The sequence below is a fragment of the Pseudacidovorax sp. NFM-22 genome, from assembly GCF_021401245.1.
Classification (GTDB): Bacteria; Pseudomonadota; Gammaproteobacteria; order Burkholderiales; family Burkholderiaceae_C; genus Xenophilus.
Genome location: NZ_JACBFY010000002.1, coordinates 832,976 through 845,400, shown reverse-complemented (window position 1 = coordinate 845,400; position 12,425 = coordinate 832,976). Strand labels below are relative to the sequence as shown.

Annotated in this window: 13 protein-coding genes; 3 read left to right on the top strand and 10 right to left on the bottom strand. The window is 69.8% G+C overall.

The genetic code is table 11. The annotated features are described in order from the left end of the window. The first annotated feature begins 52 nt into the window (after positions 1-52). The gene (locus L0984_RS09465; RefSeq protein WP_234193433.1) at positions 53-496 is read left to right on the top strand and encodes an META domain-containing protein; all 444 of its coding nucleotides are present in this window, start codon (positions 53-55) and stop codon (positions 494-496) included. A gap of 31 nt (positions 497-527) precedes the next feature. On the opposite strand, the gene L0984_RS09460 is transcribed toward L0984_RS09465, so the two are convergent. From L0984_RS09460 to pyk, 4 genes are all read right to left on the bottom strand, one after another. After that, positions 528-1,436, bottom strand: a complete 909-nt coding sequence (locus L0984_RS09460; protein ID WP_234193432.1) for a phosphoribosylaminoimidazolesuccinocarboxamide synthase — start codon at positions 1,434-1,436, stop codon at positions 528-530. A 158-nt stretch (positions 1,437-1,594) separates the two neighbouring features. After that, positions 1,595-2,659 carry a class II fructose-bisphosphate aldolase gene (gene fba, locus L0984_RS09455; protein WP_043114233.1) on the bottom strand — a complete coding sequence of 355 codons (1,065 nt, stop codon included), beginning with the start codon at positions 2,657-2,659 and terminating at the stop codon, positions 1,595-1,597. A gap of 51 nt (positions 2,660-2,710) precedes the next feature. Then, positions 2,711-3,631, bottom strand: a complete 921-nt coding sequence (locus L0984_RS09450) for an alpha/beta hydrolase (protein ID WP_234193431.1) — start codon at positions 3,629-3,631, stop codon at positions 2,711-2,713. An 88-nt stretch (positions 3,632-3,719) separates the two neighbouring features. After that, positions 3,720-5,165, bottom strand: a complete 1,446-nt coding sequence (gene pyk / locus L0984_RS09445; RefSeq protein ID WP_234193430.1) for a pyruvate kinase — start codon at positions 5,163-5,165, stop codon at positions 3,720-3,722. A 213-nt stretch (positions 5,166-5,378) separates the two neighbouring features. Here pyk and L0984_RS09440 point away from each other — a divergent pair, with 213 nt between their 5' ends. Continuing rightward, the gene (locus L0984_RS09440) at positions 5,379-6,515 is read left to right on the top strand and encodes a fatty acid desaturase (RefSeq protein WP_234193429.1); all 1,137 of its coding nucleotides are present in this window, start codon (positions 5,379-5,381) and stop codon (positions 6,513-6,515) included. 163 nt (positions 6,516-6,678) lie between these two features. Here the strand turns inward: L0984_RS09440 and L0984_RS09435 are convergent, their stop codons facing one another. The 6 genes from L0984_RS09435 to def all read right to left on the bottom strand — a co-directional run bounded on the left by L0984_RS09435 (position 6,679) and on the right by def (position 11,072). Further along, positions 6,679-7,872 carry a phosphoglycerate kinase gene (locus L0984_RS09435; protein ID WP_234193428.1) on the bottom strand — a complete coding sequence of 398 codons (1,194 nt, stop codon included), beginning with the start codon at positions 7,870-7,872 and terminating at the stop codon, positions 6,679-6,681. An 82-nt stretch (positions 7,873-7,954) separates the two neighbouring features. Then, the gene (locus tag L0984_RS09430) at positions 7,955-8,290 is read right to left on the bottom strand and encodes an AzlD domain-containing protein (protein ID WP_234193739.1); all 336 of its coding nucleotides are present in this window, start codon (positions 8,288-8,290) and stop codon (positions 7,955-7,957) included. Further along, complete coding sequence (locus L0984_RS09425) at positions 8,287-9,033, bottom strand: AzlC family ABC transporter permease (RefSeq protein ID WP_234193427.1); 747 nt, start codon at positions 9,031-9,033, stop codon at positions 8,287-8,289. The genes L0984_RS09430 and L0984_RS09425 overlap by 4 nt, the downstream gene beginning before the upstream one ends. Continuing rightward, the gene (gene fmt, locus L0984_RS09420; RefSeq protein WP_234193426.1) at positions 9,033-10,031 is read right to left on the bottom strand and encodes a methionyl-tRNA formyltransferase; all 999 of its coding nucleotides are present in this window, start codon (positions 10,029-10,031) and stop codon (positions 9,033-9,035) included. The genes L0984_RS09425 and fmt overlap by 1 nt, the downstream gene beginning before the upstream one ends. 16 nt (positions 10,032-10,047) lie before the next feature. Continuing rightward, the gene (locus L0984_RS09415) at positions 10,048-10,545 is read right to left on the bottom strand and encodes a hypothetical protein (protein ID WP_234193425.1); all 498 of its coding nucleotides are present in this window, start codon (positions 10,543-10,545) and stop codon (positions 10,048-10,050) included. Then, a complete protein-coding gene (gene def, locus L0984_RS09410; protein ID WP_234193424.1) occupies positions 10,542-11,072 on the bottom strand; it encodes a peptide deformylase in 531 nt (176 codons plus the stop codon). The genes L0984_RS09415 and def overlap by 4 nt, the downstream gene beginning before the upstream one ends. 161 nt (positions 11,073-11,233) lie before the next feature. Between def and L0984_RS09405 the strand changes: the two genes are divergently transcribed. Next, entirely contained in the window at positions 11,234-12,415 is a 1,182-nt protein-coding gene (locus L0984_RS09405; protein ID WP_234193423.1) for a LysM peptidoglycan-binding domain-containing protein, read from the top strand. Positions 12,416-12,425 lie beyond the last annotated feature (10 nt).

Sequence of the window (12,425 nt, the reverse complement as noted above, 5' to 3'; positions counted from 1 at the left end):
CCCCCGGGTACGATGCCGCGGCCCCACTTCCTGCCGAAAGGACGCATCCTCCATGCCCGCCATCGCTCGCCGACACCGACTCCTTCTGGCCTTCGCACTGCCTGCCGTCCTGTCGCTCGCGGCCTGCGGCAGCGGCGTCAGCCTGGACGAGCCCATCGAGGGGCCGACGTGGCGCCTGGTCCAGCTGCAGGGCGAGATGGTGGAGGGCGGTGGCGATCCGCAGGGCACGCCCTCGGTGCAGTTCGGCAGCGACGGCCGGGCCGTCGGCAGCGGCGGCTGCAACCGCTTTTCGGGCACCTACAGCCGCACGGCCAGCCAACTGCGCATCGGCCAACTGGCGGCCACCCGCATGGCCTGCGCCGCACCCGAGCGCGGGCAGCGCGAGATTCAGTTCTTCCAGGCCCTGCAGTCCACGGCGAGCTACCGCCTGCAGGCGCCGGCGCGCCTCGTGCTGCTCGACGGCAGCGGGCGCACGGTGGCGATGCTGCAGCGCTGAGGGCTGCGCCTGTCGCCTCGCCGCCGGCTGCTCAGCCGGTCAGGCGTTCCAGCGCCTCGCGGTACTTCGCCGCGGTGCGTTCGGTCACGTCGTTGGGCAGGCGCGGTGCGGGCGGCGTCTTGTCCCAGGGCTTGCCGTTGATCCGAACGGCCTCCAGCCAGTCGCGCACGAACTGCTTGTCGTAGCTCGGGGGGTTGGTGCCGGCAGCCAGCGCGGCCTCGTAGCCTTCCACCGGCCAGTAGCGCGAGCTGTCGGGCGTGAGCACCTCGTCCATCAGCACCAGCTGGCCGGTTTCGTCGAGGCCGAACTCGAACTTGGTGTCGGCGATGATCATGCCGCGCTGCAGCGCGATCTCGGCCGCCGTCTCGTACAGCGTGATGCTGGTCTCGCGGATCTGCTGGGCCAACTGCGGGCCGATCATTTCGACCACGCGCTCGTAGCTGATGTTCTCGTCGTGCTCGCCCACGGCGGCCTTGGCGGCGGGCGTGAAGATGGCGCGCGGCAGCTTGGCCGAATTGACGAGTCCCTCGGGCAGCGGCACGCCGCAGACCTCCCGGTTTTCCTGGTATTCCTTCCAGCCGCTGCCGGCCAGGTAGCCGCGCACCACGGCCTCGACGGGGATGGGCTTGAGTCGCTTGACCAGCATCGAGCGGCCCGTGACCTGCGCCACCTCTTCCGGGCGCACCACGCTCTCGGGCGCCTCGCCGGTCAGGTGATTGGGGCAGATGCCGCCCAGGCGGTCGAACCACCACAGGGCCATCTTCGTCAGGATCTCGCCCTTGCCCGGGATCGGCTCGCCCATGATGACGTCGAAGGCCGACAGCCGATCGCTGGCGATCATGAGGATGCGGTCCTCGCCGACGGCGTAGTTGTCGCGCACCTTGCCGCGTGCAAGCAGGGGCAGGCTCTGGATGGAGGAGGTATGGACGGTCGTGGCCATGGAGGTGCCGGGCGGCAGGGTGAAGGAGGAAAGCAGCGCGCGATTATCCGCGGGTGGTGACAGGCCGGTGTCACTGCCTGTATGTGCGTTGCGCGCGAAAAAAAGCCACCGCGCGGGCGGTGGCCGGTCCGGAGGGCGCCGGGCGCCCGTCCGATGGATTACTGGACGACCTGCGCCAGCTCGCCCTGGGCGTACTTGGCGGCCATCACCTGCAGGCCCGCGCCCTTGATCTTGCCGGCCTGGCCTTCGCAGCCGAATTCCAGGTAGCGCTGCTTGCACACGGCCTTGGCGGCTTCGCGGGCGGGCTTCATCCACTCGCGCATGTCGAACTTCTCGGGGTTCTCGGCCATGAACTTGCGCACGGCACCCGTCATCGCCATGCGGATGTCGGTGTCGATGTTGATCTTGCGCACGCCGTACTTGATGGCTTCCTGGATCTCGGCCACGGGCACGCCGTAGGTTTCCTTCATCTGGCCGCCGTACTGGTTGATGATGGCGCGCAGCTCCTGCGGCACCGACGACGAGCCGTGCATCACCAGGTGGGTGTTGGGGATGCGGGCGTGGATTTCCTTCACGCGGCTGATCGCCAGGATGTCGCCCGTGGGCGGGCGGCTGAACTTGTAGGCGCCGTGGCTGGTGCCGATGGCGATGGCCAGGGCGTCCAGCTGGGTGGCCTTGACGAACTGGGCGGCCTCTTCGGGGTCGGTCAGCATCTGGCTGTGGTCCAGCTTGCCTTCGGCGCCGATGCCGTCTTCCTCGCCGGCGTCGCCGGTTTCCAGGTTGCCCAGGCAGCCCAGTTCGCCCTCGACGGTCACGCCGACCTTGTGGGCCATCTCGACGACCTTGCGGGTCACTTCCACGTTGTAGGCGAAGTCGGCCGGGGTCTTGCCGTCCTCACGCAGCGAGCCGTCCATCATCACCGAGCCGAAGCCCAGGTCGATGGCGCCGGCGCAGATCTTGGGGCTGGTGCCGTGGTCCTGGTGCATCACCAGCGGAATGTGCGGATAGGCCTCGGTCGCCGCCTGGATCAGGTGCTTGATGAAGTGCTCGCCGGCATATTTGCGGGCGCCGGCGCTGGCCTGCAGGATCACCGGGGCGCCGACTTCGTCGGCCGCGGCCATCACGGCCTGCACTTGCTCCAGGTTGTTGACGTTGAAGGCCGGAATGCCGTAACCGTTGGCGGCGGCGTGGTCCAGCAACTCGCGCATCGAGACAAGTGCCATGGTGATGTCCTTAAATTAATCGTGGAAAAGTGCGAAAAAATTCCAACGATTCTACTGAGGGGACCTGTGGGACGGGTCCGACGGCGCCAGTCCGAGGAAGCGCAGAAGCAGCGGCATCACCGGTCCGCCGATCCACTGCACGCGGGTGGCGACGGCGCCCATCAGCGTGATGTGGCTGAGGTTGTCGAAGGTGTGCACCTCCACCGGCACGCCCGCCGCCTCCAGCTTGCGGGCCATCTGCGCGGTGTTGCGCTGCGGGTCGACCAGGTTGTCCCGGCTGGCCGCCATGAGCAGCGTGCGCGGCGCGGCGGCCGAGACATGGTTGATCGGCTGCGACTCGGGCATCGTCCGTGGCCAGTCGAAGGCGCGCTTGACGTCCGGGTCGCCGATGGGCAGGAAGTCGTAGGGTCCGGCCAGGCCGATCCATCCGGCCAGTTGCTGCGGACTCGCCCCGAGCGCCTGGAGCCAGCGCGGGTCGAGCGCCACCATGCCGGCGTTGTAGGCGCCCGAGCTGTGTCCCATGACATAGACCTGGGCCGGGTCCGCACCCAGGCGGGCGGCGTTGTCCAGCCCCCATTTCACGGCCCGTGCGCTGTCCTGCACGAAGGCCGGATAGCGCACCTCGTGCGAAAGCCGGTAGTCGGCCACGGCCACGATGGCGCCGCGCGAGGCCAGCGCCTCGCCGACGAAGCGGTACTGGGCCCGTTCGCCCGTGGTCCAGGTGCCGCCGTAGAAGAACACCACCAGCGGCCGGTGGCCGACTGCGGGCGCCGTGCGCGCCAGCGGCTGGTACACGTCCAGCCGCTGGCGCGGCTCGCTGCCGTAGGCGATGTCGTTCTGGACGGTGTAGGTGTCGGTGGGCGTGAGCCGGTCGACCAGCTTGATGGGGGAGCAAGCGCCCAGGGTGAGCGCGCCGGCCACGACGGCGAGCGCGGCCGCGACGGTGCGCAGCAGGGGAAGGTGGGAAGGCATGCCTTCCCATACGCAGGCGCCGCCGCTTTGGTTTCCGGCGCGCGCCGCTGTCCTACGCGGCCGGCGGGGCGGCGCGGCTGGCCGGCGTTCAGGACGCCGTGCAGATCCGCAGCATGTTCGTGCCACCCGGCGCGCCCATCGGCTCGCCGCAGGTGATGGCGTACACGTCGCCGCTCTGGACGATGCCGCGCTTCTTGAGGTGTTCCTCCGCCTGGTGCAGGGCGGCATCGCGGTCGTTCTGCGTCTCCGTCAGCAGCGGGCGCACGTTGCGGTAGAGCGCCATGCGTCGCTGCGTCGTCAGCCGCGCGGTCAGGGCATAGACCGGGATGTGGGCTGCATGGCGGCTCATCCACAGCGCCGTGGAACCCGATTCGGTCAGCGCCACGATGGCCTTGGCGCCCAGGTGGTGCGCCGTGAACAGCGCGCCCATGGCGATGGACTGGTCGATGCGGGTGTAGTGCTGGCCGCTGAAGTCCAGGTCGCGCGAGGTGTCCTCGGCCTGTTCGGCCGCCTCGCAGATGCGGCTCATCTCCTTGACCGTCTCCAGCGGGTAGCGGCCCGAGGCCGTCTCGGCCGAGAGCATGACGGCGTCGGTGCCGTCCAGCACGGCGTTGGCCACGTCGCTCACCTCGGCGCGGGTGGGCACGGGGTTGGCGATCATCGATTCCATCATCTGCGTGGCGGTGATGACCACACGGTCCATCTCGCGCGCCATGCGGATCATCTTCTTCTGCAGCGCCGGCACGGCCGCGTTGCCCACCTCGACCGCCAGGTCGCCGCGGGCGACCATGATGCCGTCGCTGGCACGCAGGATCTCCTCCAGCCGCGGAATGGCTTCGGCGCGCTCGATCTTGGCGATCAGCCCCGGCTTGTGGCCCCATTCGGCGCCGGCCACGTTGCACAGCTGGCGGGCCATCTCCATGTCGGTGGCGTTCTTGGGAAAGCTCACCGCCACGTAGTCGGCCTGGAAGCTCATGGCGGTCTTGATGTCCTCCATGTCCTTGGCCGTGAGCGCCGGGGCCGTGAGGCCGCCGCCTTCCTTGTTGATGCCCTTGTTGTTGGAGAGCTCGCCGCCCACCAGCACGGTGGTGTGCACCGCATCGCCGCGCACGCCGTCGACCCGCAGCACGATCAGGCCGTCGTTGAGCAGCAGCCGGTCGCCGGCCTTCACGTCGCGCGGCAGGTCCTTGTAGTCCAGGCCCACGGCCTGCACGTCGCCGGGCTCCAGGCGGGCGGCGTCCAGCACGAAGGGCGCGCCGGGCTCCAGCCAGACCTTGCCCTCGGCGAACTTGCCCACGCGGATCTTGGGGCCCTGCAGGTCGGCCATGATGGCCACCTCACGGCCGGCGCGGCGCGCGGCCTCGCGCACCATGGCGGCGCGGTCGATGTGGTCCTGGGCCTGGCCATGGCTGAAGTTCAGGCGCACCACGCTCACCTTGTGGATGATCATCTGCTCGATCAATGCCGGCGTGCTGGACGCCGGGCCGAGCGTGGCGACGATCTTGGTGGCGTGGCGGGGAATGCGGGGGGCCATGTGCGGGAGTCTCCAGGTCGCGCCGTCCGAAAAGCCCGGACGGCGAAGAATTCTCACCCAAAGCCCCGGAGGTGCCCGGCGCTGCGCCCATGCCGTCAAGGAATAGCGCTTATCGGCATGGCATGCGGGGCCGATTTGACGGCCGTCATCCTCGGGAAAGCCGCATCGGTTATCGTCGACGGTTGTCCAGATTCAAAAACCGCCTATTTTTCAATGGCTTACAGACCCGAACTCTCGCTGCCCGAGCCGCTTGAGCCCAGCGCGCCGCTGCCGCACCGCAAGATCATCCGCAGCTGGCTGACGCCCCTGGCGCAGCGCAGCACCTGGCGTGCCTTCGCGCTCATCACGCTCGATTACATCCTCTTCTTCGGCCTGATGGCCGCGGTGGTGCTGGTCGATGCCGTCTGGCTCAAGCTGCTGGCCGCCCTGGCCGCCGGCTTCGTCATCGGCCGCCTGTTCATCATTGGGCACGACGGCTGCCACCAGAGCCTGACCGAGAACCGCCGCCTCAACAAGTGGCTGGGCCGCATCGCCTTCCTGCCCTCGCTCACGGCCTACAGCCTCTGGGACATGGGCCACAACGTGGTGCACCACGGCTTCACCAACCTCAAGGGCGTGGACTTCGTCTGGGCCCCCATGACGCAGGACGAATACCGCGCCATGTCGCCGATGCGCCGCGTGGCCGAGCGCATCTACCGCAGCGGCTGGGGTCCCGGCCTGTACTACGCCGTCGAGATCTGGTGGGCCAAGATGATGTTCCCCAGCAAGAAGATCATGGGCAACACCTACCGTCCGGTCTTCACCCGCGACTGCCTGCTGGTCAGCGGCTTCGCGCTGCTGTGGATCGCCGCCCTGGTCGGCGCCGCCTTCGCCACCGGCCAGTCGGCCTGGCTGCTGGTGCTGCTGGGCTTCGTGGTGCCGATGGTGTTCTGGTTCAACATGATGGGCTTCGTCATCTACGGCCACCACACCCACGTCAAGGTGCAGTGGCACAACGAGAAATCGGCCTGGCAGCGCGCCCAGCCCTTCGTGTCGACCACCGTCCACCTGACCTTCCCGTTCCGGATCGGCGCGCTGATGCACCACATCATGGAGCACACCGCCCACCACGTGGACATGAGCATCCCGCTGTACAAGCTCAAGGAAACGCAGAAGGTGCTCGAGCAGATGCTGCCCGGCCGCATCATCATCCAGCGCTTCTCGTGGAAGTGGTACTTCGACACCGCCCGCGCCTGCAAGCTGTACGACTTCACGCGCCAGTGCTGGACCGACTTCAAGGGCCGCGCCACGAGCGAGCTGCGCTCGCTGGTGCCGCCGCAGGCGGCCGAAGCCGCCGTCCGTCCGGCCTGACGTGACGACCTGAGCCCCCGCAGCGGCCTGCCGCCGCGTGCGGCGACAAAACAAAAAACCCGGTGCCGCAGCAATGCGGACCGGGTTTTTTGTTGGGCGGACGGCTTGGCTGGCAGGTGAGGCGGTGGCGGCACCCAGGCGCCGCCGCGCCGCCTCCGGGCGCTCAGCCCGCTGCGCGCTTTTCCAGGATCTCGAAGGCCGGCAGCTTTTTGCCTTCCAGCACTTCCAGGAAGGCGCCGCCGCCCGTGGAGATGTAGCCCACGTCCTTCTCGATGCCGTACTTGGCGATGGCCGCCAGCGTGTCGCCGCCGCCGGCGATGGAGAAGGCGCTGCTCGCCGCAATGGCGCGGGCGATGGCTTCGGTGCCCTTGGCGAAGGCGTCGAACTCGAACACGCCGACCGGGCCGTTCCAGACGATGGTGCCGGCCTCGCGCAACTGGGCGGCGAGCTGCTCGGCGGTCTGCGGGCCGATGTCCAGGATCAGGTCGTCCTCGGCCACCTCGGTGGCGGGCTTGACGGTGGCGGGCGCATCGGCCGAGAAGCTCTTGGCCGTCACCACGTCGACAGGAATCGGCACGGCGGCGCCGCGGGCGCGCATGGCCTCGATCACGGCCTTGGCCTCGTCGACCAGATCGGCCTCGGCCAGCGACTTGCCGATGGGCAGGCCGGCGGCCAGCATGAAGGTGTTGGCGATGCCGCCACCGACGATCAGCTGGTCCACGTTGGCCGACAGGCTCTTGAGGATGGTCAGCTTGGTGCTCACCTTGGAGCCGGCCACGATGGCCACCAGCGGCCGCTTCGGCGCGGCCAGGGCCTTGGAGATGGCGTCGATCTCGGCCGCCAGCAGCGGGCCGGCGCAGGCCACGGGCGCGAACTGGGCGATGCCGTAGGTGGTGGCCTCGGCGCGGTGGGCGGTGCCGAAGGCGTCGTTGACGTAGATGTCGGTCAGGGCGGCCATCTTGCGGGCCAGCGCTTCGTCGTTCTTCTTCTCGCCCTTGTTCAGGCGGCAGTTCTCCAGCAGCACGACCTCGCCGGGCGCGACCTGCACGCCGTCGGTCCAGTCGGCCACCAGGCGCACCTCGCGGCCCAGCAGTTCACCCAGGCGCGTGGCGACGGGGGCCAGCGAGTCCTCGGGCTTGAAGGCGCCCTCGGTCGGGCGGCCCAGGTGCGAGGTGACCATCACCGCCGCGCCGGCGTCCAGCGCCATCTGGATGCAGGGCACCGAGGCGCGGATGCGCGTGTCTTCGGTGATGTGGCCGTCGTCGTCCTGCGGAACGTTCAGGTCGGCGCGGATGAAGACCCGGCGGCCCTGGGCCTTGCCTTGTGCACACAGATCGGAGAAGCGGATGACGTTCATGGTTGCGGCTTGGGAGGAAGTTGACGGGGCGCCGTCCGCGTGCGGGACGGGCAACAGGCCATTGTAGGGAGCGGCCTTGCCGCTACCAGCCCAAACCCAGGTGCAGCGGCAGGTACACGGCCATGCCGCCGGCCATGGTGATGAGGGTGCTGCGCCGCCAGAAATACAGCGCCGCGCCGACGGCGGCGGCGAACGGACGCGCGTCCTGCCAGGTGGGGATCAGGTGCCCGCCGCTCATTACCACCTCGGGCGCCACCACGGCGGCCAGCGCGGCCACCGGCGCGTAGCGCAGGGCGCGGTGCACCCAGGCCGGCAATGGCAGGTTGCGCTCGCTGATGAAGAAGAAGCAGCGCGTGACCACGGTCACCACGGCCAGGCCCAGGATGATGGCGATGGTCCACGGATCGGTCTGCATCAGCCCGCTTCTCCGGTGCGGCCGCGGGCCAGGCGGCCGAACTGCTGTTCGAGCCAGAAGCAGGCCAGCACCGCCAGGCCGATGGACACCACGATGTTCAGCCGCAGGGGCAGGGCGTAGGCCGCCACCGCGGTGGCGCTGGCGATGAGCAGCGCCAGCACCTGCAGCCGGGTGGTGACCATCGAGGCCAGGATGCCCACCAGCGCCAGCACGCCGGCGAAGCCCAGGCCCCAGCGCTGGGGAATCAGTTCGGCAAGCGCGACGCCGGCGAGGCTCAGCAGGATCCAGCAGCTCCAGTTGACGGTGTAGCCGCCCACGAGGTACGCCTCCTGGTCGTCGCGCTCGTCCTGGGTGACGGGCGGCTGTGGATAACGGCGGGTGAAGACGGCATAGCTCAGGTCGCCCGTGAGATAGCCGTGCACCAGGCGACGCCAGCGCGGCATGTGCATCAGGTAGTGGCGCAGATGCAGGCTGAAGACGACGAAGCGCAGGTTCACGCAGAAGGCGGTGGCCAGGATCACCCAGGCCGGCGCGCCCGCCACCAGCAGCGGCACGGCGGCCAACTGGGCGCTGCCGGCGTAGACCAGCAGCGTCATCAGCACGGCCTCCAGCGGCGACAGGCCGGCCTTCACCATGGCCACGCCCGTCATCAGCCCCCAGGCGCCGATCCCCAGCGCCACCGGCGTCATCAGCCGGGCGCCCTCGCGGAAAGCCGGCCGCCGGCGGAGGGCGGACGACCAGAACATCAGGCCAGCACCGTGCCGGCGGCCAGGGGCGCCCCGCGCAGGAAGTCGGCCGCCGCCAGGCGCTTGCCGCCAGCCCGCTGCAATTGCGTGGCCACCAGCAGGCTGCCGCCGCCGGCCGCGATGACGACACCCTCGGCATCGGCGCGCAGCACGGTGCCCAGCGCCGGGCCGGTGTCGCCAGCCGCGGGTCGTGCCTGCGCCGCCCAGATCTTCAGCGGCTGGCCGTCCAGCTCGGCCACGGCCCCCGGGAAGGGATCGAAGGCGCGCACCCGGCGGGCCAGGGTGGCGGCGTCCTGCGTCCAGTCGATGCGGGCCTCGGCCTTTTCGATCTTGTGGGCGTAGGTCACACCGTCGGCCGGCTGGGGCGTGCGCGGCAGCGGCCCGGTCTCAGCTTGGCGCAGCGCCTGCACGATCAGCCGCCCGCCCATCGAAGCCAGGCGGTCGTGCAACTGGCCGGTGCTTTCTTCGGCGCCGATGGCCAGGGATTCGGCCAGCAGCATGTCGCCCGTGTCCAGGCCGGCGTCCATCTGCATGATGGTCACGCCCGTTTCGGCGTCGCCCGCCTCGATGGCCCGGTGGATGGGCGCCGCGCCGCGCCAGCGGGGCAGCAGGCTGGCGTGGATGTTGAGGCAGCCCAGGGCCCGGGTGCCGGCTGGCGCCCCTTCGCCCGGGCCGGCCATCAGGTCCAGGACCCACTGGGGCAGGATCAGGCCGTAGGCGGCGACCACCATCGCATCGGCGCGCGCGGCGACCAGCGCTTCACGGGCCAAGGCCGCGTCCTCGGGGTACCTGCCATCCAGGCGCAGGCTGCGGGGCTGGGCCACCGGCCATCCCCGGGTCAGGGCATGCGCCTTGACCGGCGAGGCCTGCAGCTTCATGCCGCGGCCGGCGGGGCGGTCGGGCTGTGTCAGGACCAGGGCGATCTCGATGCCGGCGGCATCCAGGGCTTCGAGCGCCACGCGGGCGAATTCGGGCGTGCCCGCGAAGACGATCCTCATCGGTGGGGAACTGCTTTCAAGGACGGTTGGGCGGCACGAAGCGCAGGTCGTCGCCGGTGTGATAGCGGCGCACCACGCCCTGGGGGTCGATGTAGATGTACAGCAGGCGCGGCGTATTCAGCTGGCGGTAGCGCCACTGCCAGACGTCGCCCTGGAAGGACCCGACGCGCGAGATCTCCTCCGGCCGGCCGAAGGCGCGCAACACGTCGGGCACCCGCCACTGGTCGATGAGGATCTGGCCGAAACGCCCCTCGTCGAGCGCCTGCGTCACGGCCACGACGTGGCCACTGGCGTCCAGGTCGACGTTGTTGACCTCGAATCCGGCGGGCTGGCGGGAGTACTGCAGGCGTTCGCCCGCGGGCAGCGGATAGGTGGCCGTGGGCGCGCCGAGCCGTTGCAGCACCTCGGCGCGCGGGGCGCCCGGCGGTACCCATTGCGGCTCGCTGGCGCAGCCCGCCAGCCAGGCGGCGGCGGCCAGTGCGCACCCGAGGGCGAGGCGACGGCCGGTGTTCATGCGCTGCGCCGTCCGCCTTCGCGCTGCACGTCGCGTTGCGCCTTCAGCAGCTTGGTCTTGATGCGGTTGCGCTTGAGCGGAGACAGGTATTCGACGAACACCTTGCCCAGCAGGTGGTCCAGCTCGTGCTGGATGCAGATCGCCAGCAGGCCCTCGGCCTCGATGGTGCGCGGGTTGCCTTCGGCATCGAGCGCCTGCACGCGCACGGCGGTGGAACGCTCCACGCCGTCGTAGATGCCGGGCACCGACAGGCAGCCTTCTTCGTTCATGACCTTCTCGTCGCTGGCCCAGACGATCTCGGGATTGATCAGCACCAGCGGCTCGTCGCGCTCCTCGGACACGTCGATCACCACCAGGCGCTCGTGCACGTCGATCTGCGTGGCGGCCAGGCCGATGCCGCTGGCTTCGTACATGGTCTCGAGCATGTCGGCCACCAGGGTGCGGATGCGCGCGTCGACGGCCTGCACGGGCTTGGCCACGGTGTGCAGGCGCGGGTCGGGATAGCTCAGGATGGTTCGCAGGGCCATGTCTCTCACGGAAAGTTGTGGCTATTTTCGCCATTTCGACCCCCGCCCGACGCCGCTGCGGCCGGATGCCGTTGCTGCCGGCAGGGCTTGCGCGCAAAATCGTTGCAAATTGTGAGTATTCGCTACTCCCGCCCGCGCCGTGGCAGGATGGCGCGCCGACCATGTACCACCTTCGACTGCCTGCCATCCCCCTTGCCGCTGCGGCCCTGCTCGGTCATTTCGCCGCCCACGCGCAGAACTATCCGGTGACGCCGGCTCAGCGGGCCGTCGCGCAGCAGACGGCCCAGCAAGGCGTGCCCCTGTCCGAACTGGCGCCCAACGCGCCCGACGAATACACCGTCAAGCGTGGCGACACGCTCTGGGCCATCTCGAAGATGTACCTGCTCAAGCCCTGGCGGTGGCCCGAGCTGTGGGGCATGAACCTCGGCGAGATCGCCAACCCGCACCGCATCTATCCCGGCCAGGTGCTCTACCTCGACAAGACCGGTGGCCGCGCCCGCTTGAGTCTGCGTCGCGGCCTGGGCGGCAGCGGCGACACGGTCAAGCTGTCGCCGCGCACGCGCTACGACTCGGCGTCCAACCTCGCACTGCCCACCCTCGATCCCAGCCGCATCGACGCCTTCCTGACCGAGCCGCTGGTGGTCGAAGAGGGCACGCTGGCCGCCGCCCCGCGCATCGTGGCCGGCAACGACGAGCGCGTGCTGCTGTCGCGCGGCGACCGCGCCTATGTCCGCGGCCAACCCGGGGCGCCGCTGGTCGAGCCGGCAGGGCCGCTGCCGCAGTACCGCGTCTTCCGCAACGCCACGCCGCTCAAGGATCCGGGCACGGGCGAGATCCTCGGCTACGAGGCGCAGTACGTGGGCCGCGTGCGCCTCGTGCGCGGCGAGTCGCAGACGCCGGCCACCGACTCGGCGCCGGGCGTCGCGGTGCCGGCCTCGGTCGACGTGATCGCCGCCCGCGAGGAGATGCGGGCCGGCGACCGCCTGTTGCCCGAGCCGCCCGAGCAGCTGATCAGCTACGTGCCTCGCGCGCCGGCCCAGCCGGTGGAAGGCGGCCGCATCATCTCGATCTACGGCAATGGCGTGCAGTACGCCGGCCAGAACCAGGTGGTGGCCATCAACAAGGGGCTGCGCGACGGCATCGAGAGCGGCAACGTGCTGGCCATCCTCAAGAACGGCCAGACCATCGTCGACCGCACCGGCGGCGACAAGGAGACGCTCAAGCTGCCCGACGAACGCATCGGCCTGCTGATGGTGTTCCGTCCCTTCGAGCGCGTCTCGTACGCCCTGGTGCTCGAGATCACCGACACGCCCCGCGCGGGCGACCGCCTCGCCAATCCCTGAGCAACAAGAG